The sequence below is a fragment of the Campylobacter concisus genome (assembly GCF_002913945.1).
GTDB classification, from domain to species: Bacteria; Campylobacterota; Campylobacteria; order Campylobacterales; family Campylobacteraceae; genus Campylobacter_A; species Campylobacter_A concisus_P.
Window position 1 is genome coordinate 36,054 of sequence record NZ_POZK01000035.1, and the last position, 23,050, is coordinate 59,103.

27 protein-coding genes are annotated in these 23,050 nt (G+C 39.2%); 9 read left to right on the top strand and 18 right to left on the bottom strand.

Annotated features, from left to right (window positions below):
- Nucleotides 1–10: 10 nt before the first annotated feature.
- Both CYP64_RS07800 and CYP64_RS07805 read right to left on the bottom strand, forming a co-directional pair.
- A complete protein-coding gene (locus CYP64_RS07800; RefSeq protein ID WP_103649314.1) occupies nt 11–1,351 on the bottom strand; it encodes a dihydrolipoyl dehydrogenase family protein in 1,341 nt (446 codons plus the stop codon).
- Nucleotides 1,352–1,353: 2 nt separating this feature from the next.
- The gene (locus CYP64_RS07805; RefSeq protein WP_103649315.1) at nt 1,354–1,674 is read right to left on the bottom strand and encodes a type II secretion system protein; all 321 of its coding nucleotides are present in this window, start codon (nt 1,672–1,674) and stop codon (nt 1,354–1,356) included.
- Between the two features lie 77 nt (nt 1,675–1,751).
- Here CYP64_RS07805 and CYP64_RS07815 point away from each other — a divergent pair, with 77 nt between their 5' ends.
- Nucleotides 1,752–2,303 carry a tetratricopeptide repeat protein gene (locus tag CYP64_RS07815; protein ID WP_103649316.1) on the top strand — a complete coding sequence of 184 codons (552 nt, stop codon included), beginning with the start codon at nt 1,752–1,754 and terminating at the stop codon, nt 2,301–2,303.
- A gap of 24 nt (nt 2,304–2,327) precedes the next feature.
- Here the strand turns inward: CYP64_RS07815 and prfB are convergent, their stop codons facing one another.
- On the bottom strand, nt 2,328–3,428 hold the full coding sequence (gene prfB, locus CYP64_RS07820; protein ID WP_103649317.1) for a peptide chain release factor 2: 1,101 nt from the start codon (nt 3,426–3,428) through the stop codon (nt 2,328–2,330).
- A gap of 121 nt (nt 3,429–3,549) precedes the next feature.
- On the opposite strand from prfB, the gene panC reads away from it, so the two are divergent.
- The 3 genes from panC to tilS are packed head-to-tail and all read left to right on the top strand — an operon-like array spanning nt 3,550 to nt 6,661.
- On the top strand, nt 3,550–4,371 hold the full coding sequence (gene panC / locus CYP64_RS07825; RefSeq protein ID WP_103649318.1) for a pantoate--beta-alanine ligase: 822 nt from the start codon (nt 3,550–3,552) through the stop codon (nt 4,369–4,371).
- Nucleotides 4,372–4,373: 2 nt separating this feature from the next.
- Complete coding sequence (gene rimO, locus CYP64_RS07830) at nt 4,374–5,684, top strand: 30S ribosomal protein S12 methylthiotransferase RimO (protein WP_103649319.1); 1,311 nt, start codon at nt 4,374–4,376, stop codon at nt 5,682–5,684.
- The gene (gene tilS, locus CYP64_RS07835) at nt 5,681–6,661 is read left to right on the top strand and encodes a tRNA lysidine(34) synthetase TilS (RefSeq protein WP_103649320.1); all 981 of its coding nucleotides are present in this window, start codon (nt 5,681–5,683) and stop codon (nt 6,659–6,661) included. Before rimO ends, tilS begins: the two co-directional genes overlap by 4 nt.
- 57 nt (nt 6,662–6,718) lie before the next feature.
- Here tilS and CYP64_RS07840 read toward each other — a convergent pair whose 3' ends face one another.
- Complete coding sequence (locus CYP64_RS07840) at nt 6,719–7,645, bottom strand: ribose-phosphate pyrophosphokinase (protein WP_072594149.1); 927 nt, start codon at nt 7,643–7,645, stop codon at nt 6,719–6,721.
- Nucleotides 7,646–7,872: 227 nt separating this feature from the next.
- Here CYP64_RS07840 and CYP64_RS07845 point away from each other — a divergent pair, with 227 nt between their 5' ends.
- On the top strand, nt 7,873–8,232 hold the full coding sequence (locus CYP64_RS07845; protein ID WP_103649321.1) for a DUF488 domain-containing protein: 360 nt from the start codon (nt 7,873–7,875) through the stop codon (nt 8,230–8,232).
- Nucleotides 8,233–8,241: 9 nt separating this feature from the next.
- Here the strand turns inward: CYP64_RS07845 and CYP64_RS07850 are convergent, their stop codons facing one another.
- From CYP64_RS07850 to gmhB, 14 genes are all read right to left on the bottom strand, one after another.
- Nucleotides 8,242–9,066 carry a pyridoxamine kinase gene (locus CYP64_RS07850; protein WP_103560306.1) on the bottom strand — a complete coding sequence of 275 codons (825 nt, stop codon included), beginning with the start codon at nt 9,064–9,066 and terminating at the stop codon, nt 8,242–8,244.
- Nucleotides 9,067–9,933: a radical SAM protein gene (locus CYP64_RS07855; RefSeq protein ID WP_103649446.1), complete on the bottom strand. Its 867-nt coding sequence runs from the start codon at nt 9,931–9,933 to the stop codon at nt 9,067–9,069.
- Between the two features lie 46 nt (nt 9,934–9,979).
- Nucleotides 9,980–11,002: a uroporphyrinogen decarboxylase gene (gene hemE / locus CYP64_RS07860; protein WP_054196542.1), complete on the bottom strand. Its 1,023-nt coding sequence runs from the start codon at nt 11,000–11,002 to the stop codon at nt 9,980–9,982.
- Nucleotides 11,003–11,106: 104 nt separating this feature from the next.
- A complete protein-coding gene (locus CYP64_RS07865) occupies nt 11,107–11,613 on the bottom strand; it encodes a YqhA family protein (RefSeq protein ID WP_103649322.1) in 507 nt (168 codons plus the stop codon).
- Nucleotides 11,614–11,629: 16 nt separating this feature from the next.
- The gene (locus CYP64_RS07870; protein ID WP_103649323.1) at nt 11,630–12,655 is read right to left on the bottom strand and encodes an aspartate-semialdehyde dehydrogenase; all 1,026 of its coding nucleotides are present in this window, start codon (nt 12,653–12,655) and stop codon (nt 11,630–11,632) included.
- Between the two features lie 71 nt (nt 12,656–12,726).
- Nucleotides 12,727–13,881: a sigma-54-dependent transcriptional regulator gene (locus tag CYP64_RS07875; protein WP_103649324.1), complete on the bottom strand. Its 1,155-nt coding sequence runs from the start codon at nt 13,879–13,881 to the stop codon at nt 12,727–12,729.
- Nucleotides 13,882–13,892: 11 nt separating this feature from the next.
- Nucleotides 13,893–14,285 (bottom strand): hypothetical protein, encoded by a 393-nt coding sequence (locus tag CYP64_RS07880; protein WP_103649325.1) that lies wholly within the window; start codon nt 14,283–14,285, stop codon nt 13,893–13,895.
- Nucleotides 14,261–14,761, bottom strand: coding sequence for an LPP20 family lipoprotein (locus tag CYP64_RS07885; protein WP_103649326.1), 501 nt, complete (start codon nt 14,759–14,761; stop codon nt 14,261–14,263). Before CYP64_RS07885 ends, CYP64_RS07880 begins: the two co-directional genes overlap by 25 nt.
- A gap of 44 nt (nt 14,762–14,805) precedes the next feature.
- Complete coding sequence (gene gyrA, locus CYP64_RS07890; RefSeq protein WP_103649327.1) at nt 14,806–17,427, bottom strand: DNA gyrase subunit A; 2,622 nt, start codon at nt 17,425–17,427, stop codon at nt 14,806–14,808.
- A 98-nt stretch (nt 17,428–17,525) separates the two neighbouring features.
- Nucleotides 17,526–17,921 carry an SseB family protein gene (locus CYP64_RS07895; protein ID WP_103649328.1) on the bottom strand — a complete coding sequence of 132 codons (396 nt, stop codon included), beginning with the start codon at nt 17,919–17,921 and terminating at the stop codon, nt 17,526–17,528.
- 1 nt (nt 17,922) lies between these two features.
- On the bottom strand, nt 17,923–18,492 hold the full coding sequence (gene gmhA / locus CYP64_RS07900; protein WP_103649329.1) for a D-sedoheptulose 7-phosphate isomerase: 570 nt from the start codon (nt 18,490–18,492) through the stop codon (nt 17,923–17,925).
- Nucleotides 18,467–19,885, bottom strand: a complete 1,419-nt coding sequence (gene rfaE1, locus CYP64_RS07905) for a D-glycero-beta-D-manno-heptose-7-phosphate kinase (RefSeq protein WP_103649330.1) — start codon at nt 19,883–19,885, stop codon at nt 18,467–18,469. Before rfaE1 ends, gmhA begins: the two co-directional genes overlap by 26 nt.
- On the bottom strand, nt 19,878–20,867 hold the full coding sequence (rfaD, locus tag CYP64_RS07910; RefSeq protein ID WP_103649331.1) for an ADP-glyceromanno-heptose 6-epimerase: 990 nt from the start codon (nt 20,865–20,867) through the stop codon (nt 19,878–19,880). The genes rfaE1 and rfaD overlap by 8 nt, the downstream gene beginning before the upstream one ends.
- Entirely contained in the window at nt 20,864–21,379 is a 516-nt protein-coding gene (gene gmhB / locus CYP64_RS07915; protein ID WP_087585797.1) for a D-glycero-beta-D-manno-heptose 1,7-bisphosphate 7-phosphatase, read from the bottom strand. Before gmhB ends, rfaD begins: the two co-directional genes overlap by 4 nt.
- Nucleotides 21,380–21,470: 91 nt before the next feature.
- Here gmhB and CYP64_RS07920 point away from each other — a divergent pair, with 91 nt between their 5' ends.
- From CYP64_RS07920 to CYP64_RS07935, 4 genes are all read left to right on the top strand, one after another.
- On the top strand, nt 21,471–21,773 hold the full coding sequence (locus CYP64_RS07920) for a c-type cytochrome (RefSeq protein WP_072594134.1): 303 nt from the start codon (nt 21,471–21,473) through the stop codon (nt 21,771–21,773).
- A gap of 255 nt (nt 21,774–22,028) precedes the next feature.
- Nucleotides 22,029–22,352 (top strand): tyrosine-type recombinase/integrase, encoded by a 324-nt coding sequence (locus CYP64_RS10460; RefSeq protein ID WP_141091156.1) that lies wholly within the window; start codon nt 22,029–22,031, stop codon nt 22,350–22,352.
- Nucleotides 22,353–22,479: 127 nt separating this feature from the next.
- Complete coding sequence (locus CYP64_RS07930; protein WP_103649333.1) at nt 22,480–22,773, top strand: type II toxin-antitoxin system RelE/ParE family toxin; 294 nt, start codon at nt 22,480–22,482, stop codon at nt 22,771–22,773.
- Nucleotides 22,770–23,048: an addiction module antidote protein gene (locus CYP64_RS07935; RefSeq protein ID WP_054196527.1), complete on the top strand. Its 279-nt coding sequence runs from the start codon at nt 22,770–22,772 to the stop codon at nt 23,046–23,048. Before CYP64_RS07930 ends, CYP64_RS07935 begins: the two co-directional genes overlap by 4 nt.
- Nucleotides 23,049–23,050: the final 2 nt, after the last annotated feature.

Consider the following 23,050-nt stretch of genomic DNA (forward strand, 5'->3'; position numbering starts at 1 on the left):
TCTTTTCCTTTTAAAATTGTCCAAATAAGTCATTTAGTGCTTCACTGATACTTGGATGAGTGAAAATTTGATTTTTAAAGAAATTTGCGTTCGCTTTTAAATTCATTGCAATTGCGATTTCATTTATCAGCTCATTTGCATAGATGCAGTGAAAGCTAGCACCTAAAATTTCGCCACTTTGCGCATCAACAATAGCTTTTAGCATACCTACATCGTGATTTAGTACTTTTGCGCCTGGTACTGTTGCCATACTAAGCTTTAGCTCTTTGAAATTTAACCCAAGCTTGCTAGCTTCTTTTGCATTTACTCCAACTCTTGCTAGCGGAGTGTCAGTAAATAGCACATTTGCGTGAATGCTTCTATTTTTAGTATTTCTCTTTTTATCACCAAAAATTTGTGAATAAACTATCCTAAAATCATCCAAGCTCGTATAAGTAAAAAGCTCTCCGCCGCGCACGTCGCCTACCGCATAGATGTTTGGCACATTTGTTTGAAGGTTTTCATTTGTCTTTATAAAGCCTTTTTCATTTAGCTCAACTCTAGCGGCTTTTAAATTTAAATCATCCACATTTGCCACTCTGCCAAGCGCGATCAAAAATGCATCAGCCCTAAAGCATCTTTGCTCGCCATTTTGCTTGAAATTTAATATATTTTCTTTAATGCACTCTATCTCGCAACCCTCTAAAATTTCAACGCCTTGGACTCTAAGAGCTTCTTTTACGCTATTAGCTATATCATCATCTTCGTTTTTAAGTAGTTTTGAGCGCCCTATAATAGTCACTTTTGAGCTAAAATTTGCAAACATTGATGCAAACTCTATACCGATAAAACCACTACCGATAATGACAAAATGCTTTGGTAAATTTTTTAGATCAAGCAGCGTTTGGCTTGAAAATACATTTGAGCTTACAACCTCAAAAGGAGTATCTGCCTCTTTTGAGCCACTATTTATGATAATAAAATCGCCCTCTATTAGCTTTTTCTCACCACTTGGCGTTGTTACAAGTACGCTATTTTCACTAGCAAATGAGCCAACACCGTCTATCACATCGATATTTTCTTTATCATTTAGCATCGCATAGTTTTTAGCATTCAAAGCTGAAATTAGCTTATTTTTATTTTCCACGCTAAGCGTGTAATATTCGCTTTCAACGCTATTATTTACAAATTTTGCCTCTTTAGCGGCTGTTATTAGACGTTTGGTTGGTATGCAGCCAACATTTATGCAAGTGCCTCCATACATCTTTGGCGATCTCTCTACAAGAGCCACTTTTTTGCCAAGTGCGGCAGCTTTAACCGCTAGCGTTTTGCCAGCTTTTCCAAAACCAATAATTACAATATCATATTTCATTTTCAGTCCCTTATCTTTCCCATTATATAGTAAGTTGTTTCATTTATCTTTTTTAGCTCCATTTTATATTTATTAGCCCAGTTTTTTATGATTTCATCAACTCGCTCTTTTATTTCATTAACGGTAGCTATATTTTTTATCTTTAGTCTATCTTCACTTCCACTCATCGCCACAAAACAAAGGTGCGGCTTTAAATGATCGTTTAGTTCAATTATGCTCTTTGGCAAAAGACCATCAGTATTGTTTAAAATTCTACACATTTGAGCAGTGGTCGTTTCATTGACGTTATAGCCAAGCTGGATTAAAAGTGCATTATGATCCATATCGTTCCTTTTGCTTAAAATTTGCGGGCATTATAAGATAAAATTGGATAAAATCGCCTAAATTTTCAAGGACAAATATGAAAAAATTTATCATTTTTGTGTTTAGTGTTTTGCTATTTTGGGGATGTTCGTTAGATCAAATTTCACAAAATTTTGGCCTTAGTGAGCCACCACTTGATCCAGAGGTCGAGCAAATAGCAGACGCCATCTATCTATACAATGAAGGCAACTATCCAAAGGCTTGCAAAAGATTTTACGACTACGCAAAAGATGGCAATGTCCTAGCCATGCAGCAAACTGGCATTTGTTTTCGTGACGGCAAAGGATTTAGCAAGGATATCTTAAGGGCGCTTTTTTGGTTTGAGACAGCTGGCAGATACGGCAACATAGACGGACTAAGAAGCGCTGGATATATCTACGAGTACGGCCTTGGGGTCAATAAAAATTTAGAAAAAGCGATATATTTTTATGAAAAAGCCACTAGTCTTGGCTCAAGCGAGGCTAGCTACGATCTAGGGCTTATATATCTTGGTAAAAATGACTATAAAAAAGCTAGAATTTATCTTGACGAGGCTTGCTACCATGGCAAAGAAGAAGCTTGTGCAAAGCTAAAAGAGATGAAATTTTAGTTCTCATCTCCTTTTATAAATTTATTACGCCTCAGCCTTTTGAGCGATCAAGACTCCCTCTATCATCTTTTTGATATCTCCATCAAGTATCGCGTCAGTTTGCGAGTATGCCTCGCCGCTGCGGTTGTCTTTTACTTGCTGATACGGGAAAAGCACGTATGATCTTATCTGATGTCCCCAGCCGATCTCGCTCTTTTCGACGCTGTTGCTCGCCTCTTGTTGCTTCATCAGCTCAAGCTCGTAAAGGCGCGACTTTAGCATTTTCATCGCCGTGGCTCTGTTTTTGTGCTGACTGCGGTCGTTTTGACACTGCACGACAATGCCAGTTGGTATATGCGTGATGCGGATGGCTGACTCGGTCTTATTTACGTGCTGACCGCCTGCGCCACTGGCTCTATAAGTGTCTATCTTTAGATCTTTCTCTTCGATCTCGATCTCTATATCATCATCTACTTCAGGGCTTACCATGACGCTAGAAAAGCTTGTGTGACGGCGTCCTGCGCTATCAAATGGACTTGTGCGAACGAGCCTGTGGATGCCATTTTCTGCTTTGAAGTAACCATAAGCGTTTTCACCTTTTACGATAAAGCTCACATCCTTTAGCCCTGCCTCATCGCCTTCTTGAAAGTCAAGAGTCTCGACCTTAAAGCCCTCACGCTCACAAAATCTAAGATACATCCTATAAAGCATGCTCGCCCAGTCATTACTCTCAGTGCCGCCAGCTCCAGGGTGGATCGATACGATCGCGTTTTTGCCGTCATCTTCGCCGCTTAAAAGCATAGAAATTTCAAGATTTACTATCTTTTCATCTAAATTTTTAGCGTCATTAAAAAGAGAATTTATAGTCTCTTCGTCATTTTCAGAATTTGCTAGCTCAAAGAGCTCCTTTGCATCGCTTACTGCCTGATTAGCGTCGTTAAATTTTGCAAGCATGTTTGAAATTTTAGTTTTTTCTTTATTTAGCGCCCCAGCTCTTGCGATATCTTGCCAAAAATCAGGATCTTGCTCGGTGGCCTCGATCTCTTTTAGTCTAGCCTTGATCTCTTCAGGCTTTACGATAGAGCCTATGTTTTCAACTTTTGTTTGTAGCTTCTTTAAAAGCTCGTTGTATTCGTAGTTATCCAAGTTTTTCTCCAAAAATTTTTGGCGATTTTAGCCAAAAGTTGCTTACATTTTTAAATTTACGCCCTTTTAATCCTTTTTTGTTACAATGCCAAGTTAAAATTTCAAACAAAAAGAGTCAAAAATGCAAATCATAAGAACTATAAAAGAACTTGAAAATTTCGTCTCTAGCACAAGCGCAAAGATCGGTTTTGTGCCAACCATGGGCGCACTTCATGACGGACATGTTAGCCTTATTAAAAAATGCGTGAGCGAAAACGAGATAAGCATCGTCTCAACATTCGTTAATCCAACTCAATTTTTACCAGGCGAAGATCTGGACAAATACCCAAGAAATGAGCAAAACGACATTAAAATTTGCGAGCAAAATGGCGTTAGTGCTATTTTTATCCCAGATGCTAATGAGCTTTACTTTGAAGATGAGCCTCTAATCGTCGCTCCAAAGAAATTTTCAGCCATCTTAGAGGGCAAAACTAGGCCAGGCCACTTTGATGGCGTGCTAAGAGTGTTAAACAAGCTATTTCGCCTAACTCGTGCAAATAGCGTCTATATGGGCAAAAAAGATACACAACAATTAATCATCGTGCAAAATATGATAAAGACATTTTTTCTTAATACCAGCCTAGTGGCTTGCGATATCGTTAGAGAGCCAGACGGCTTAGCGCTTTCAAGTAGAAACGTCTATATCTGTGACGAAGATAAATGTAATGCTCTAAGGCTTTCAAGATCACTAAATAAAGCACAAAATTTGATCCAAAATGGCGAGGAAGACACAAGCGAGATCAAAACAAAGATGCTTGAAGTGCTAGAGCCACTAAAGGTTGATTATGTCGCTATTACGGATAGAAATTTAAATGAAGTTTCCAAAATAGAAAAAAATAACACCATCATTTTAGTAGCAGCTTACGTTGGTAAAACTAGGCTAATAGACAACATCTGGATATAAAAATGCCAAAACTTCACTTAATTTCACTTGGCTGTAACAAAAATTTAGTTGATTCTGAGATCATGCTTGGCAGATTGCAAAACTACGATATCACAGACGATATCAGTGACGCTGACGTTATCATCGTAAATACCTGTGGCTTTATCAAATCCGCCAAAGAAGAGAGCATCCAAACCATACTTGAGATGCACGAAGCACGTAAAAATGGCTCTTTACTAGTAGTGACTGGCTGTCTTATGCAGCGCTACAAAGATGAGCTTATGAAAGAGCTACCAGAGGTAGATCTCTTTACCGGTGTGGCTGACTATGACAAGATCGATGAGATCATCTTAAAAAAGCAAAATTTATTTAGCCCGCAAACTTATCTGCAAGCAAATGAAGAGCGTGTGATAACTGGCTCAAACTACCACGCCTACATCAAAATTTCAGAGGGCTGTAACCAAAAATGTAGTTTTTGTGCCATTCCAACTTTTAAAGGAAAACTAAAATCACGCTCGCTCGAAAATATCGTAAATGAGGTTAAAAATTTGGTCAAAAAAGGCTACTACGACTTTAGCTTTTTATCTCAGGACTCAAGCTCATATATGCGCGATCAAGGCGTTAGTGACGGGCTTATAAATTTAATAGACGAGATAGAAAAGATAAAGGGCGTAAGGAGTGCCAGGATACTTTACCTCTACCCAAGCACGACCAGCAAGGAGCTCATTTCGCGTATCATCGCTTCGCCCATCTTTCACAACTACTTTGACATGCCTATCCAACACATCAGCGAAAACATGCTAAAGATAATGAAGCGTGGAAGTGGTGCTAAAAAGATAAAAGAGCTTTTAAATTTAATGAGAAATGCTGAGAATTCATTCTTACGAACCGGTGTCATCGTGGGTCATCCAGGAGAGAGCGAGGAGGATTTTGAGGAGCTTTGCGAATTTTTAGAAGAGTTTAAATTTGATAGAATTTCAGCCTTTGCCTACTCGAAAGAAGAAGACACAGCATCTTTTGAAATGGAGCAAATCCCAGCCAAAATCATTTCAAAAAGACTAAACAAGATAGAAAAAATCACTAAAAAATCGATAAATGAGAGCTTGCAAAAAGAGAAAGGTAAGCAAATTTATGCTTCTCTTGAGGGCGAAAGCAGCGAGGGCGAGATGTTTTACGCAGCTAAAAAAGATATCTGGGATAAAGATATAGACGGCGAAATTTTAATAAATGAAAGCGACTTAAAAGAGCTTGAAATAGGCTCGCTTTATCTTTGCGAAGCAAGTGACGTGGTTGATCAAAAACTGATCGCTAAAATCATCAAAAAAGCAAAATGATAAGCCAAAATGTGCGAGAAAAGCTAAGCTCAGGTGCAAACCTGCTTGCATTCTCGCACGGCATCGACAGCACTGCACTTTTTTACATTTTAGAAGAGGCTGGGATCAAATTTGATCTAGCGATGGTTGATTACAATGTTCGAGAGCAAAGCAAAAGCGAGATAAAAAGTGCAAAAGAACTCGCAGATAAATTTGGTAAAAAAATTTATACCAAAAGCGTTTTTTTAGATAATTCAAATTTTGAAAAACTCGCACGTGATGCAAGATATGAGTTTTTTAGAGAAATTTGCCAAAAATTTGGCTATAAAAATTTGATCCTAGCGCATCAGTTTGATGATAAATTTGAGTGGTTTTTGATGCAGCTTAGTAAGGGCGCTGGACTAAAAGAGCTCTTTGGCATGAGCGAGCTTGAAAAGAGAAAGCACTTTTGGCTAGTTAGACCGCTTTTAAATTTACGCAAAAAAGAGCTTCAAAACTATCTTGATGAGAGAAATTTACGCTATTTTATCGATGAGACAAATTTAAAAGGTGAGTTTAAAAGAAGCTTCATGAGACTAAATTTTAGTGAGCCATTTTTAGATAATTATTTGAATGGCGTAAAAAAAAGCTTTGAGTTTTTAGAAGCCGATAGACAAATTTTAATACCAAATATCACAAAAATAAGTGATGAAATTTTTATCATAAAAAATGATAGTAATGCGATACGAGGCGTTGATATGGCGGCAAAAGAGCTAAATGTACTTCCAAGCAAAGCGCAAAAAGATGAGCTAAGTGCAAATTTAGCAAAGCAAACAAGCGTGGTGCTAAGTGGCAAGATCGCTGTCGGATACGCAGACACTTACCTTTTAGTAACTCCATTTTACAAAGCCATAATGCCAAAAATTTTTAAAGAGAAGGCTAGAATTTTAAAAATTCCAGCTATAAATAGAGGCTATCTTTTTGCTATAAATTTTGATTTATCAAAAATTAAATTCTAATAAATATTGAAAGATTTGGCTTTTGCCTGAAACACTCAAAACAAAAGCCAAGATTAATTAAAATAAGCTATTTACGCTTTCATTGTGATATACACGGCGTATCACTTCTCCAAACAAAGAAGCCGCACTTAGCACTTTTATACAAGGAAGCTCCTCGGCTAGAGGGATCGTATCTGTTACCACTAACTCATCCAAAAAGCCCAGTCTTAGCCTATCGTAAGCTGGTCCACTAAGAACTGGGTGAGTACAAAATGCCATAACACTAGTTGCACCACGCTCTTTAAAAATTTCAGCTGCTTTTACGATAGTGCCAGCTGTATCGATCATATCATCGACCAAGATCACGTCTTTGCCATTTACGTCGCCGATTATATTCATAACTTCGCTCTCATTTGCTTTTTCGCGGCGCTTATCAACAATAACCATGTCAAGATTTAGATTTTTAGCCAAGGCTCTAGCACGAGCCACGCCGCCTACATCAGGACTTGCAACGATTGGATTTGGTAAATTTTTAGCTCTTACGTAGTCATTAAAAATGATACTTCCATAAAGGTTATCAACCGGAATATCAAAGAATCCTTGAATTTGTCCTGCGTGAAGATCCATAGTGACGACTCTATCGATACCTGCTGTTTGCATCATGTTTGCCACTAGTTTTGCAGTGATTGGTACTCTAGGAGCTGCTTTTCTATCTTGTCTAGCGTAGCCAAAATACGGCACGATCGCTGTTATAGAGCTTGCACTACTACGTCTTAAAGCGTCAGTTAAGATAAGTAGCTCCATTAAATTTGTATTTGTTGGTGCACATGTTGGCTGAATGACAAAAACATCTTTTCCGCGCACGCTCTCGCCGATTTGCACACTAATCTCTCCATCGCTAAATCTTTTTATACTTGCCTCGCTAAGAGGAAGTGAAAGATATTGCGAAATTTTCTTTGAAAGCTCAATATTAGCCGTTCCTGAGAAAATTTTATAGCCTCTCATAATGATAACCCTTTTAGTGATTTTTATGTTGGGATTTTATCGAAACGAGCTTTAATTTAAATTTATTCTTTTTAGGACTATTTTCTAGCCCTAGTTTAATTCTTGTCGCCACAATCAAAATTTTAAGCTTTGATTTTACAAACCTTAAAATTTAAACAAGTATAAAAAATATAAGATAACTAAGAATATTTTTTTATTTATAAACATTATAGGACTACAATCACAACATGTTTAAAGCTTATAGAATTTATGATTTTATCAAAGATGATAGTTTGGATATGAAGGCGGTTTTTGTTGATAGACTCTATCCAAGAGGCATAAGAAAAGAGATATTTTCAAATTTCCTTTGGTTAAAAGATATCACACCAAGCACTGCTTTAAGAGAGTGGTTTCATGAAGATAGAGAAGCTAGATTTGGTGAGTTTTGTGAGAAATTTGAGCTCGGGCTTGATAATGAAAAAGCGCAATCTTGCTTTAAAATGCTAAAAAAACTAGAAAAAGAGCATGGCGATATAGCACTTCTAACAGCTAGCAAAGATATAAATCTTTGCCATATCGTTGTGTTATTAAAAATTTTAAATAAGTAGTTTGCCAGCCTATTTTGCAAGAGTGCCAAGCATCTTTTCAAACTGCACACCATACCATGTGCGGCTCTTATCTTTTAGCGTGATTTTAATGCTACTAAGCACAAAATTTGCTGCCTTTTTGATAGAATTTTGCATGCTTTCGCCATTTATGAGTGAACCAAAAAGCACAGAAGCAAATATATCTCCAGTCCCACTCGTGTGAAATGGTAAAAATTCGTGAAAATATTCTACCTTCTCTTTTGTCTTTGCGTCGTAAGCTATGATGCCACATTCATTTTGCTTGTATCTAATGCCCTTTAGCACGATCTTTCTAGCTCCAAAGCTAGCCAAACCTTCAAGCAACTCTAAAATATAATCTTGCGTATAGTCACTGCCAAAAAACGGCATCCCACACATAAAGCTTGCTTCAGTTATGTTTGGCGTGATGACGTGAGCCTTTGTGCAAAGTTCACGCATTTTCATAACAAATTTTTCATCAAATCCGTGATAGAGCTTGCCATTATCGCCCATGCAAGGATCTACAAGTATTAGTGGAGCAGAGGCATTAAATTCATTAAAAATTTTCTCTATCAGCTCAAGCTGGCTAAAGCTGCCTAAAAATCCAGTATAAATTCCATCAAATGCGATATTTTCTTTGTGCCAAACCTGCGTTATCTCGTCAAATTCATCAGTCAGATCACGAAATGTGAAATTTTTAAAGCCAGTATGAGTCGAAAGTAGCGCAGTAGGCAATATACATGCTTCGATGCCTTGAGCGCTAATTATCGGAAGTGCGACGGTAAGGGAACATTTGCCAACGCATGAGATATCTTGTATCGTAAGGATTCTTTTCATTTATGCTCTTAGTTTGTAAAATTTTACTCCAGCAACATCGGCTAGATAAACCATATCTTGTTGCAAGAGTTTGTTTAAAATTTGCTTTGAGTGCTCTGAGAAATTTTCTTCAACATTTGCGATAGTTTGCGGACGACGCCTTAGCATTTCTAAAATTTCATCCTCACTAAAGTTATACTTTTGCTCTATTTTGTGAGCTTTAGCTATATTAACCGGTACGCCACTTATCTGCTTGGCTAGCTCCTCTAGTTTTTTGGCGTCTACACCCTTTACATTATAGGCTGGCGGACGATCTATCGTGCCAATATCCACTCGGTGCGGAGCTATCTCATTTATCGCTGCATTGAGTGCTATAAATTCCTCTTCTTTGTCGTTAAATCTAGCCACAACCAAAATTTCAAGCACAAGCTCGCCCTTAAATTCCTTGCGAAATTTAGCCATTGCTTTTATAAGTTCATTTACTTCTATACCACTTTTATTACGGTCTATCTTTTTAAAAGTACTTTGCACTGCGCTATCCAGGCTAAATTTAACTATATCAAGCCCATGTAGCGCTTCACAAATTTTTGGGTCACACACGCCTGAGCCATTACTCAAAATAAGTGTTTTTGAACTGCCTTTTAGGTTATTTATCTCGTTAATTAGCTCTTGTAAGTATGGGTAAAGAGTCGGCTCTCCATTTGCCGTAAGTGTTATAACATCGATGTTTTGATGAGTACGCAAAGCATCTTTTAAAGCTATTAAAATTTCTTTAACACTTGGCGGATCTTGTATCGCGCTGACTGTTTTTGCACCACTTAGCTCACAATAGACACAGTCAAAATTACATGATTTTTGCTTAGGGCTTAGATCTATGCCAAGACTCATGCCAAAACGGCGTGAATTTATCGGACCAAAGATGATGCAAGGCTTATTACCTTGCACTTTTTGTCTGAACCTGTTTTATGAAATATTTTGCATTTTCAACTGGCACATCTGGTAAGATTCCGTGACCTAGGTTAAAGATATGAGGAGCATCTTTCATAGTGCTTAAAATTTTATCCACACCTTCATCTATCGCTTTTTTACTATAAAGTCTAGTTGGCTCCATATTGCCTTGAAGGACGTATTTTGGACTTAGTTTTGCTTTGGCTAGCTCTATTGGAGTGCTCCAGTCAACGCCAAAAACATCAAAATTTCCTGAAATTTTATCCAAATAGCCACTTATCCCCTTTGGAAAAACGATGACCGGAATTTCTGGAAACTCAGCTTTTACGCTATCAACTATTTTATTTATATAGCTAAATCCAAACTCAAAATAAGCCTGCTCCTCAAGTGCAGCCGCCCAGCTATCAAAAATTTGCACCGCATTTACGCCAGCTTTGATTTGCTCTTTTATATATAAAATGAGAGCTTGTGTCACTTTTTCTAAAATTTGGTGTAAAAATTCTGGATTTTGATATAGCATTTTTTTGCAGATCGCATAGTTCTTACTGCCACCACCCTCGATCATATATGTAGCTATCGTCCATGGGGCACCGCAAAATCCAATTAGTGCCTTATCTTTAGCTAAATTTTCTCTTGTGAGCTTGATCGTATCATAGACGTATGCTAAATTTTTTACCGATTTTTTAATACTAAGTGCATCAAGAGATGCTTGGTCACGCAACGGCTCTGTAAAAACCGGGCCCTCGCCTTTTTCAAAACGTAGATCCATACCCATTTCAAGCGGCACTACAAGGATGTCGCTAAATAAAATAGCCGCATCAACACCAAGGATATCGACTGGCTGAAGCGTGACTTCACTAGCTTTTTTATAATCTTTACAAAGTGATAAAAAATCCCCTGCCTTGGCTCTTACAGCCATATATTCTGGCAGATATCTACCGGCTTGACGCATCATCCAAACGGGCGTGTATGGCGTCGGTTTTTTTAAACAAGCATCTATAAAAATCATAAATTTTCCTTTAAATTTTTAAAGGGATATTATCTAAATATATATAAATTTAACGCTAAATAAAAGATTTGAGAGAAATTTTAAGCGTAAAAACGCTTAAAATTTTAATGGCCTTCTTTATGAAGAAAGTAAAGTCCAACACAAAGCGCAAGGATAGAAGCCGCCAAATAAGCCATTTCAAGCGGTGTTGTAAAGTTTGCATGAAGCACTCTTTGGAAGAAATTTACGATTAGGACCATGACGATTACTTTGCCAAGTTTGTCTTTTAGCTCATCAAGAGAGTGAACCTCTAAGACTTTGCTCTGCTTTGACTGCTTTAGCTGCGTGATCTCTGAAATGAAAAGCTCATAAATTCCAAAACTAAAGATATAAAGAACTAGTGCCATCAAGTATAGATCGATCGCACCAACTATTTCACCGACAACTTCTGAATGAAAATTTTCAGCGTGTGCACTCTCAACAAAGAAATATTTATAAACCTCCAAAAGCACCTTGCCAACATCGTAACTAGCGATAACAAAAAGCATGATCGCACCCAAAAGACCAAAAATAACTGGAAACAGCGTAAAACTATTGCTTGCAAGCAAAATTTTTTCAAATATCTTACGCAATAAAAATCCTTTTTATTTACTCTTGCATCGCGATCCACTTTTGTGCGATCCTGACGGCATTTGTAGCAGCCCCTACGCGGATCTGATCGGCACTACACCAAAGGTGAAGCACATTAGGTCTGTAATTATCAACTCTGATCCTGCCGACATAAGTCTCATTTGTATCGCTTGAAATGATAGGCATCGGGTACTCTTTATTTGCTGGATTATCGACTACAACGACGCTTGGAGCTTTGCTTAAAATTTCTCTTGCTGCATCTGCACTTACATCTTTGTCAAAGTGGATAGTGATCGCCTCAGAGTGGCTTCTAAGCACTGGCACACGCACACAGGTAGCGCTAACTTCGATATCTTTGTGAAGAATTTTTTGCGTTTCATTGACCATTTTCATCTCTTCTTTTGTGTAGTCATTGTCCAAAAAGACATCGATGTGAGGGATCACATTTAGTGCTAGGCGGTGCGCAAATACCTTTGGCTCACACTCATCAAGCTTAAACTCAAAGAATTTTTGCATCTGAACGACAAGCTCTTCCATGCCCTCTTTGCCAGCACCGCTTGCTGCTTGGTAAGTAGAGACATCAACTCTATTGATGCCAAAAGCATCGTTTAGTGGTTTTAAAATTTGCACCATTTGTATAGTCGAGCAGTTTGGATTTGCGATGATACCGCGGTTTTTCCACATAGCAATATCACTTGGATTACACTCTGGCACAACAAGAGGGATGTCTTTATCCATCCTAAAATGGCTGGTGTTATCGATAACTACTGCGCCACTATCAGCTGCAAACTTGGCAAATTTCTCTGAGACTGAGCCACCAGCACTAAAAAATGCGATATCGATCTCGTGCTCGCTAAAAACCTTTTCGGTTAGCTCTTTTACCTTGTAATATTTGCCATTAAATTCGATCTCGCTGCCAGCACTTTTTGCGCTAGCAAGTGGCAAAAGCTCACCAACTGGGAAATCAACCTCCTCCATAACTCTAAAAAGCTCTTCGCCGACCGCTCCAGTAGCACCAACGACCGCTACGTTAAATTTTCTCATCTGCTCTCCTTGGTTTCTTTTAATTTTTCTTAATTTGCATAATTTTACTAGCCAAAAACTTAAATTTTTACCTATTTTTTACTTCTCGCTTGCAAAAATAGATCTTTTGGCAAAATTTCATCGCCCTCGCTTAGTATCGCCGCACGCTGCACGACCGAGATGAGCTCTCTTATGTTGCCTGGATAGTCGTAGCTCAAAAGCTCCTCTTTGGCTGCTTTTGAGAAATTTTTAGCCTCAAAGCCATACTCTTTGCAGCATTTGTCCAAAGCATCCTGCGCGATAGGCAAAATTTCATCCTTTCGCTCGCGAAGTGGCGGGATGAAAAGTGGGATCGTATTTAGGCGGTAGAAAAGATCCTCTCTAAACTTGCCCTCTTTCATCGCAAGCTCTAAATTTGCATTTGTAGCGCAGATGATGCGAACGTCTATCTTTTCACTCTTTGTAGCGCCAAGCCTTGTTATCTCGCGCTCCTGTAAGGCACGAAGCAATTTTGGCTGTAAATTTATAGGCATCTCGCCGATCTCGTCTAAAAATAGCGTTCCGCCATTTGCCAGCTCAAACTGCCCTTTTTTGGTAGTAGCTGCGTCAGTAAAAGCGCCCTTTTCAAAACCAAAAAGCTCGCTTTCTATCAAATTTTCAGGGATCGCAGCCATATTTAAAGCGATAAATGCAGCATCTTTTCTTGGTGAGTTTGCGTGGATAAATTTAGCAAAGACCTCCTTGCCAACGCCGCTTTCGCCACTAAGCATTATTGAGGCGTCTGTTCTTGCAGCTTTTAGTGCGATATTTAGCGTCGCTTCAAGTGCCTTTGAAGTGGCTAAAAAGCCGTTATTTTCGCTTTTAGTTTCAACTTTTTTTATGCTTTTTGGAGTCTTTTGCTTTAGCGTCTCTACCCTTTTTATCGCCTCATAAAGCGTTGAGACGTCAAATGGCTTTGTTAAAAAGTCCTTCACGCCGAGCCTAACGCTCTCGATCGCCTTGTTAAGTGTGGCGTTTCCAGTCATTATGATGACGTCAAATTTGCCGTTTAACTCTTTAATGAACTCAAGTCCGTCCATCTTTGGCATGTTTATGTCGGTAATGATTAGATCAGTGTCGTCGCTTAGCTTTTTTAGGGCCTCAACTGCGCTCTTATAACTTTTTATGTTTAGCTCTTCATACTCGCCAAGTGCGATCTCAAGCGACTTTCGCATATTGATGTCATCTTCTACTATGACGATATTCATTTGATCTCTTTTTATTGAAGTGTGCCGATGATAGCGGATTTTGGCTTAAATTCCACCATAAACCTAACTGGCAAAATTTTCAAATTTGAAGCGTTTGAGATCTGTGTATTCTTGACATTAAGCTCATTTTTTATCATCACTTTTTTTAAGGCAAAGCAGTCAAAAATTTCATCTTTATGTAAATTTAAAAAGCCAAGAGTTGTGGTGTTTTCATCTTTAAAAGCATCAATCTGGCAAAGAAAGTTTGGTTTTGGATTTGGCGAGAGAGTCATCGCCTTTGAAAATGAAATTTCTTCAAAGGCAACTATTTGATTTTTTGTATCAACCTTTGCCCAAAAAATAAACTCCTCCAGGCAAAAGGCGAAATTTAAAAGTATCGTTAGTAGGAAAAGACTTCTTGCCACTTATCTTCGTCTATCTTAAGCTCCATATTTACCTTATAAAGCCCATCTTTGAAATTTTCATTCACGATCCTTGCGTTTTTGACAAGACCTTGAACCTTTGAAGTGATAGATGAGTCGTTTAGCATCGCGTCTCTTACGGTGTCTTCAGCGTTGATCTTTACGCCATAAAGCTTGCCTGCAAGCTGCGAATAAGCATCAGCCATCGCCGCTCTTTTTGCAAGAGTGACTGACTGAGCGTATGAGAGCGAATTTAGCGGAGCTATGCCCTCGCCTGTGGCTCTAAAAGTGGTCTCTTTTGGAGCACTATCATATATCATCTTCTCTTTTTTCATCACCTCTCTAAGGTCGTCTTTATCGACCTTTTGGATGACTACGTTGCGGTTTGATGTACTAGTTGGCTCTCCCATAAAGCCGTTAAATGAGCAACCACCAAAAATAGCGATCATCAAAGCAAAAGATAAAATTTTAACCTTCATAAACAACCTTTTTTATGCTTTTATTTAAAATTTAATAGCAAAATTTATTCCAAAAGCCCCATATCTTCGCTTGGTGCTTCATCCTCATCTTCGACATCATCTGCCTTAGGGCATCTTGCGATACTTACGACATCATCGCCATCTACATTTACGACGATAACGCCGCTTGTGTTACGTCCTGCTTTGCGGATGCTTTGCATATCTACTCTTATCATCTTACCGCTTGATGTTAGAGCCATTAGATCTTGCTCTTCATCAACCATCACAACGCCCACTAGATCGCCTGTTCTGCTTGTTAGCTTCATGCAGATGACGCCTTTGCCGCCGCGGTTTGTCAAGCGGTACTCATCAGCGGTTGTGCGCTTGCCGATACCTTTTTGAGATATGCTTAAAATTTCTTGGTCATTGCTTTCGATGACTGCTGCGCCTACGACCTCATCGCCTGGCTCTTTAAATTTAATGCCAGTTACGCCGCGTGCAGTTCTTCCCATTTGGCGAACCTTGCTGATCTTAAATTTAAGACACATACCCTTTTTAGTAACGACAAACAGCATCGTCTCATCGCCTGAGTTTGCGTCTTCTTCGGCATTTACATTATCTTCGTCGATCTCGTTTTGAAGCTCTTCAACTTCAAGCACCTCGGTCTCAACGCTTAGCTCATTTTCTGGGTCAGTCACTGGCATATCATCATATGTTTGAGCGATGAGCGCAGTTACTAGCTCGTCGTTCTCATCAAGGCTTATAGCTCTTACACCAACTGAGCGGATGTTTTTAAATTCGCTTAAATTTGTGCGTTTTACGATGCCGTTTTTAGTGAAGAACGCTAGCGATTTGCTCTCATCAAAGTCAGTCGTTGGTATGATCGCTTTGATCTTCTCGTCAGGCTGCAACTGGATCAAATTTACAACTGCTTTGCCCTTTGCTGTGCGGCTTCCCTCTGGGATCTTATAGACTTTTAGCCAGTAGAGCTGTCCGCGGTCTGTCACAAACATAAGCGTATCGTGGGTATTTGAAGTAAAGAAGCTCTCTATAAAATCATCATCGTATGTCGTAACCGCTACTTTGCCCTTGCCACCGCGTTTTTGCTTCTCGTACTGCTTGCTTGGCACACGCTTGATGTAGCCGCGGTGAGTTATGGTTACGACCATATTTTCATTTGGTATAAGATCTTCAATGTCGATATCATCGTAGTCATCGACGATCTCAGTAACTCTTGGTACTTTAAATTTATTTTTGATCTCTAAAAGCTCTTCTTTGATCAAATTTTCAAGCAATGTCTCGCTCTTTAAAATTTCATCAAGTCTTGCGATCTCAGCCATAAGCTCAGCCAGCTCAGCCTCTAGTTTTTCTCTCTCTAGGCCTGTAAGCTTGCTTAGACGCATATCAAGGATAGCATTTGCTTGAAGCTCTGAGAGGTTAAATTTACTCATCAGCCCTTCTCTAGCAACGGCTGTATCGGCACTATTTCTAATAAGTTCGATCACCTCGTCGATATTATCAAGTGCGATCTTTAGACCTTCTAAGATATGAGCCCTTGCGCGCGCTTTTTCAAGCTCAAATATCGTCCTTCTAATAATGACCGTTTTTCTGTGATTTAAAAATAGCTTAAGTAGTTCGATAAGATTAAATACCTTTGGCTCTTTGTTATTAATGGCAAGCATAATAACGCCAAAAGTGCTCTCCATCGTGGTTGATTTAAAGAGATTATTTAGCACGATGTCGCTCATAGCGTCACGTTTTAGCTCGATGACGACGCGAATGCCGTCCTTATCAGACTCATCTCTAACCTCGCTGATGCCATCTATCTGCTTATCTTTTACAAGCTCGGCGATCTGCTCGATGAGCCTTGCTTTGTTTGTTTGATATGGCAGCTCGTCGATTACTATGACGTCTTTGTTTGGCTTTTTCTCTATGTGAGTTTTGGCTCTTAGCTTGACTCTGCCGCGACCTGTGCGGTAGGCTTCTATGATGCCTTTTTTACCAAAGATGATACCGCCAGTTGGGAAGTCTGGGCCTTTTATAAATTCCATCACCTCTTCAAGCGTCGCCTCTTTGTTTTCAAGAAGTAGCAAAAGACCATCTATTAGCTCATCAAGGCTGTGCGGTGGGATATTTGTCGCCATACCAACAGCGATACCGCTTGAGCCGTTTAGCAATAAATTTGGCACACGGCTTGGAAGTACATCTGGCTCGACCTCTCTATCGTCGTAGTTTGGTACAAAATCAACCGTGTCTTTATCGATATCTTTTAAAAGCTCTTCAGTAAGCATGGTCATTCTAGCTTCGGTATAACGCATCGCAGCTGCGCTGTCGCCATCTATTGAACCAAAGTTTCCTTGCCCGTCAACGACTGGATAACGCATAGAAAATTTCTGGGCCATACGAACAAGTGCGTCATAAACTGCTGTGTCGCCGTGTGGGTGGTACTTACCAATAACTTCACCGACGATACGAGCTGACTTCATATAGGCACTTCTGCTACCAACGCCAAGATTGTCCATAGCGTATAAAATTCTTCTATGAACTGGCTTTAATCCGTCTCTAGCGTCAGGCAAAGCACGTCCGACGATGACGCTCATGGAGTAGTCAAGATAGCTAGTTTTTATAGACTCTTCGATATCAACAGATGCGATATCTTGGGTTAATTCAAGTAGATTGTCTTTCATTTTTTTCCTTAAATTTAGCTTGGCTGATTTTAGCTTAAAATTAATAAAAACTTGCTAAATAGCAAATCAGCGACTTTGGCAATAGTGCGATGAAAATTTTAGTCTAAAATTTTTTCTATCTGCTCTTTTTTAAGAATAAAATCATAGCTAAATGCATCAACCACGACTCCAGCATAGCTGCTCTCTTTTAGCATCGCAAGATACTCTTTTAGTCCTATCTCAATGCTTTCTTGCTCGCTGTCATTTCGCCAAAGTTTCATCGCCTCTTTGCTTGTAAATGCCGGAAAATAGCTAAGTTTTTCGCCCTCATCTTCAAGCAGGATAATTTTGATATTTGAGCCCTCTTCTTCATAAACCACACCACCATCAGGCTTTGCAAGCGCTTGGTTTAAAAGCACCGGAGCAAAAAAGCTAGCCTTTTTTAAAGCTGCTATCAAATTTATCTCATTTTGCTGGCTGGGATCATTTAAAAATTTATCCATCGCTTCTTGCATCTTAGCTCCTAAAAGCCTCATCTACAGCTTGGCAGATCGTGTGAATAAAAAAGATGTGCGACTCTTGAATTCTTGCTGTATCACTTGAGCTAACGACTAAATTTAGATCACATCCTTCATTCATCGCGCCACCTCCTTTTCCGCTAAGCCCAAGTATCGATACGCCCATTTTCTTGGCACTTTTTATAGCTTCAAGGACATTTTTACTGTTGCCACTTGTTGAGATCGCCACGAGTAAGTCGCCAGACTGCGCTAAAGCCTCAAACTGGCGTGAGAAAACGTAGTCAAAGCCGTAGTCGTTGCCAATGGCCGTAAGTGCCGAAGTGTCGGTAGTCAGCGCGATACCTGGGAGCGCTTGACGCTCGCTTTTATATCTGCCAGTTAGCTCGGCTGCAAAGTGCTGAGCGTCCGCCGCAGAGCCACCATTGCCGCATATTAGCACCTTTTTGCCATTTTTTAGCGTATCAGCTACCATCTGGCAAGCGCGCTCCAAGCTACCTAGCAAATTTACATGCTCGCTAAAAGTCTTTTGGTGAGCCTCGAGCTCATTTTTTATCATCGTTTTTAGCATCTTTTATCCTTTTTATTATCCCTGTTGTGCTTTTGCCCTCGACAAAATCAATCAGCCTGACCTCTTTTACGATCTCACTGCCAACGACCTCTTTGCCCTTGTAATCAGCCCCTTTTACAAGCACGTCAGGCTTTATCTTTGTTATCAAATTTAATGGCGTATCCTCATCAAAGATCACGACATAATCAACAAAGCCAAGCCCGCTTAGCACGCAGGCTCTATCATCTTGCGAGTTTATAGGACGCTCATCGCCTTTTAGCCTCTTGACTGAAGCGTCTGAATTTAGCCCGACAACCAAAAGATCGCCAAGCTCCCTTGCGCGCGCTAGGTATTTTACGTGTCCAGCGTGCAAGATATCAAAGCAGCCATTTGTGAAAACGACCTTTTTCTTGCCCTTTTGGCTCAAAATTTCTTCTAGCTCCTCAACGCTTTTAAGCTTGTGCTCGAAATTTGCCCCAAATGAGCTATTTAGCAGCTGCTCGATCTCGCTAAAGCTAGCCGTTGCGCTACCAATCTTGGCCACTACGACGGCTGCTGCGAGGTTTGCTATCTTTATCGCCTCTTTTATGTCAGCCCCAGTTGCTAGCATGTAGCCAAGTGTGGCAAGCACCGTATCTCCAGCGCCAGTGACGTCAAAGACCTCTTTTGCCTTAGCGGCAAAGATGTGTAGCCTGTCGTCATATAGCGCGATGCCCTCTTCTGAGATCGTGATGATCGAATAGGTCAAATTTAGCTCGTCTTTTAGCTGTTTTATCGCCTTTTCAAGCTCGGCCTTATCTTTTATCTTTAAATTTGTAGCCTCGCTCGCCTCTTTTTTATTTGGCGTTAGAAGGGTCGCGTTTTTATATTTTGAGTAGTCGCTGCCTTTTGGGTCGATAAGCACTGGAATCTTTAGCCTCACGCATTCGTTTATGATCTCTTGGCAGACCTTTTCGCTAAGCACGCCTTTGCCGTAGTCACTTAGCAAGACGGCCTTGAAATTTACAAGGTTTTCTTTTACTTTTGAGACGAGCTCATCTTCTAAATTTATCTTGATAACGCTCTCTTTATCAATCCTGACAACTTGCTGGTGCGATGCCATAATGCGGCTTTTTATCGAGCTTTCACGTCCTTTTTCGGTGAGTATGAGCTCATCTTTTACATTTAGCTCAGCAAGTCTCTCTTTTATCTTTTTGCCAGCCTCATCATCTCCTAAGACGCTAGCCACGCTCACATTTGCGCCAAGAGAGAGTAAATTTCTCACCACGTTGCCAGCGCCACCAAGCGTGTAGGTTTCATTGTTTATCTTTACCACCTGCACTGGCGCTTCAGGCGAGATGCGATCACAACTGCCCCAGATGTAGTGATCTAACATGAGATCACCGACAACTAAAATTTTAATTATTTTATCCATTTATCTCTTCCTTGTAAATTCTCTTTATCTCTGGCAAGTAGTCTTTTATCCCCTCTTCCAAGCTCCAAGTCGCGCTAAAGCCAAATGCTTCTCGAGCTGGGGCAACGTCGGCCTCTGTGTGAAACTGATATGAGCCGATAAATGGGTTTTTGATGTATTCATTGCCTAAATTTACGCCGATCTCGCGCTGTAAGATGTCAGCGATATCTTGAAAGCTTCTAGCCTTGCCAGTAGCTGCGTTATAGACGCCACTTGGTGCATCAAGCGCTTTTATATTTGCGTCGATGATATCTTTTATGTAAACAAAGTCGCGTTTTATCTGGTCGCTGCCCTCAAAGAGTCTTGGGGTCTTGCCAGCTAAAATTTGCAGACCAAACTGAAGCACCATCGAGGCGGTTTTGTTTTTGAAAAACTCACCCTTACCAAAGACGTTAAAATACCTCAGCCCAACCACGCTCACACCACGCTTTGCATAAATTTTATTGATATTATCCATGCTTAGTTTGCTAAAGCCGTAAACGTTATTTGGTGCTTCGCACTCGCCAACGGTTTGTGGGCTCTTTGCGTTGCCATAAGTCGCCCCAGAGCTTGCATAGATCATCTTTGCGCCTAAACTCTCGCAAATATCAAGCAAATTTACAAAAGCGTTTACATTTGTTTTTATTAGCTCGTCTTGCTCTTTTACAGTCGTATCTGAGATCGCTGCCTCGTGGTAGATAACGTCTGGACGAAAGCTCCTTATCTTTTCAAGTGTGCTCTCATCGTTGATGTCGCCGGCGTAAATTTCACCCTTAAAGCCAAGTAAATTTTTAAAATGGCCAAAGCTTTTTAGGTTGCCATTGCTAAATGTCTCGTCGTTTCTAAATTTATCCACAACAAGCACGTGAGCATCTTTAAAATTTTCGTCAAAATAGTGCGCTAAGGCTGAGCCGATAAAGCCAGCGCCGCCAGTTATAACTATCTTTTTTCCATTTAAATTCATAGTGATTTTTCCTTTTTTAGCTTATTTAAAACATCTCTTACATCTTTAAAATTTATCCCATCAAGCAAGAAATTTCTACCAACGCCTGCCCTTTTGCCAGCCTCGACGTCACTTGGCTTATCGCCTATCATGAGCGAGTTTTCAAGGTCTATATTAAACTCATCGCAAGCATCAAGTATCATTTTTGGATTTGGTTTTCTGCAAGCACAATCTGACTCTGGGGCATGTGGGCAAAAGTAGACTTTAGTGATAAAAATTTGCTCTTTTTTCAAGCTTTCTAACATAAATTTGCTTAAAGCGTCAAACTGCTCCTGCGTGTAGTAGCCTCTACCTATACCTGATTGATTTGTCACGACAAAGAGCTTATAGCCAGCATCGCTAAATTCTCTCAATGCGTCAAAAATGCCATCAATAAATTTAAAATCTTTTATCTCGTAAACATATCCAGCATCTTCGTTTATTACGCCGTCTCGATCCAGAAAAAGTGCTTTAATAGGCTCATTTTTATTCATTTGGTGATTATAGCCAAAATATTTTAACTAGCTTCTTGCGAATTTACCTTTTTGTACTATAATGCATAAACTTTTTTACAAAGGATGAAAAATGAAAAAATTACTAATTGTTTCTAGCGTTGCGGCTCTACTTTCAACTGCTGCCTTTGCTGCAGATGGTGCTGCTATCTACAAAAAATGCATCGCCTGTCATGGTGCAAAAGCTGAAAAAATGTTCAATAATAAAGTTCCAGCTTTAACATCTCTTGATGCAGCAGCTATCGAAGAGGCACTAAAGGGTTATAAAACAGGAGCAAATAAATTTGGTCTTGGCGCTATGATGAAACCAATCGCTACTCCAATGAGCGACGAAGATGCAAAAGCAGTAGCTGAATACATCCAAACTTTAAAATAATAATTAGGGGCATTCGCCCCTCCTGTATTTTTAAATTTATACTAATAATCCATAAAACATATAGTAGATGGGAATTTCTCTTTTTATATTTAAAAGTTATGAAACCTATTTTTACTAATCTTTCTTTTTACATATTAAAATAAAACCATTCTAGTCTTTAAAGCCATAAAGCAACGCTTAGAGATAGCTAAGAGCGTAAGTAAAATAGAGGTTCGTAAACTCTTTACTGAAATAAAAGACGACCAAGTGCTTCGTATGGCTTACTACTGGGTATCTCAAGATGCTTATGCTAACTGCAAAGACCTACCCTTAAACAAGTGCCCTATAACTCATCTAAACCACGATACAGCAAATCGTATGTGGTGGGCTGTAAGAAACCATCTAGGATATAAGGGAGATGACAATGCACACGGACTATATGTATTACGCCATACAGTGGCTTCTAGGTTAGTAAGTTTGAAGGGATTTAATGCTCATAAATTGATGGCTTTTATGGGTCATACGGATATTAAGAGCAGCTTACACTACGTTCATCTCAATGTTGATGATATACGCGATGGCACAGGGGTTGGCGTTTAGTTTTTAGATGATAAAAATATGAGGCATTTGGTTGCGGAAGACGGATTTGAACCGCCGACCTTCGGGTTATGAGCGTTATGGTCTTTTATAAGTAGCCATTAAGCTACATTTTTTTAAAATCCATTTTATGAAAATATTAAAAAGCACTACATTTGACAAATGGTTACATAAATTAAATAATCCGGTTGTTAAAATTTCTATTTTAAGAAGATTAGATCAAATAGAAACTAAAGATCATTTAGGAGATTATAAATTTATTGATACGGATTTATATGAGCTTAGATTTTTTAATCGTGGTGGAATAAGAATATTTTTTACTTTTAATGGCGATGAAATAATTATATTGTTAAATGCTGGTGATAAAGACAGTCAAAGCGATGATATTAAAAAAGCAAAAGAGATATTAAAGGATTATAAATGAAAGAAGAATTTACAAAATTTAATTTAGAAGACTATTTAACAACCGATGAATTAAGAAAAGAGTATTTAAATCAGGTTTTGTCTGATGGCGATATCGAAGAATTTAAAAGGGCTTTGTTTTATATAGCAAAATCAAAAGGTATTGAGAAAGTTGCAAAAAAAGCAAATTTAAATAGGGAAAGCTTTTATAAGATGTTTAAAGAAAATTCAAAACCTAGATTTGAAAGCATATTTAAGGTTGTGAATGCCCTTGATATTAAGCTCGTTTATGCTTAATA

Coding starts and splice junctions, on each gene's coding strand:
- CYP64_RS07840 (WP_072594149.1), bottom strand. CDS start 7,645: ATGAGAGGCTATAAAATTTTCTCAGGAACGGCTAATATTGAGCTTTCA.
- rfaE1 (WP_103649330.1), bottom strand. CDS start 19,885: ATGGATAAAATAATTAAAATTTTAGTTGTCGGTGATCTCATGTTAGAT.
- CYP64_RS07875 (WP_103649324.1), bottom strand. CDS start 13,881: ATGAATATCGTCATAGTAGAAGATGACATCAATATGCGAAAGTCGCTT.
- CYP64_RS07885 (WP_103649326.1), bottom strand. CDS start 14,761: ATGAAGGTTAAAATTTTATCTTTTGCTTTGATGATCGCTATTTTTGGT.
- CYP64_RS10460 (WP_141091156.1), top strand. CDS start 22,029: ATGGCTTACTACTGGGTATCTCAAGATGCTTATGCTAACTGCAAAGAC.
- CYP64_RS07850 (WP_103560306.1), bottom strand. CDS start 9,066: ATGAAAAGAATCCTTACGATACAAGATATCTCATGCGTTGGCAAATGT.
- rimO (WP_103649319.1), top strand. CDS start 4,374: ATGCCAAAACTTCACTTAATTTCACTTGGCTGTAACAAAAATTTAGTT.
- CYP64_RS07815 (WP_103649316.1), top strand. CDS start 1,752: ATGAAAAAATTTATCATTTTTGTGTTTAGTGTTTTGCTATTTTGGGGA.
- CYP64_RS07895 (WP_103649328.1), bottom strand. CDS start 17,921: ATGCAAGAAGCGATGGATAAATTTTTAAATGATCCCAGCCAGCAAAAT.
- CYP64_RS07800 (WP_103649314.1), bottom strand. CDS start 1,351: ATGAAATATGATATTGTAATTATTGGTTTTGGAAAAGCTGGCAAAACG.
- CYP64_RS07845 (WP_103649321.1), top strand. CDS start 7,873: ATGTTTAAAGCTTATAGAATTTATGATTTTATCAAAGATGATAGTTTG.
- CYP64_RS07920 (WP_072594134.1), top strand. CDS start 21,471: ATGAAAAAATTACTAATTGTTTCTAGCGTTGCGGCTCTACTTTCAACT.
- CYP64_RS07855 (WP_103649446.1), bottom strand. CDS start 9,933: ATGAGTCTTGGCATAGATCTAAGCCCTAAGCAAAAATCATGTAATTTT.
- CYP64_RS07805 (WP_103649315.1), bottom strand. CDS start 1,674: ATGGATCATAATGCACTTTTAATCCAGCTTGGCTATAACGTCAATGAA.
- gmhB (WP_087585797.1), bottom strand. CDS start 21,379: ATGAATAAAAATGAGCCTATTAAAGCACTTTTTCTGGATCGAGACGGC.
- CYP64_RS07930 (WP_103649333.1), top strand. CDS start 22,480: ATGAAAATATTAAAAAGCACTACATTTGACAAATGGTTACATAAATTA.
- CYP64_RS07935 (WP_054196527.1), top strand. CDS start 22,770: ATGAAAGAAGAATTTACAAAATTTAATTTAGAAGACTATTTAACAACC.
- tilS (WP_103649320.1), top strand. CDS start 5,681: ATGATAAGCCAAAATGTGCGAGAAAAGCTAAGCTCAGGTGCAAACCTG.
- hemE (WP_054196542.1), bottom strand. CDS start 11,002: ATGATTTTTATAGATGCTTGTTTAAAAAAACCGACGCCATACACGCCC.
- CYP64_RS07870 (WP_103649323.1), bottom strand. CDS start 12,655: ATGAGAAAATTTAACGTAGCGGTCGTTGGTGCTACTGGAGCGGTCGGC.
- rfaD (WP_103649331.1), bottom strand. CDS start 20,867: ATGAATTTAAATGGAAAAAAGATAGTTATAACTGGCGGCGCTGGCTTT.
- panC (WP_103649318.1), top strand. CDS start 3,550: ATGCAAATCATAAGAACTATAAAAGAACTTGAAAATTTCGTCTCTAGC.
- gmhA (WP_103649329.1), bottom strand. CDS start 18,492: ATGCTAAAAACGATGATAAAAAATGAGCTCGAGGCTCACCAAAAGACT.
- gyrA (WP_103649327.1), bottom strand. CDS start 17,427: ATGAAAGACAATCTACTTGAATTAACCCAAGATATCGCATCTGTTGAT.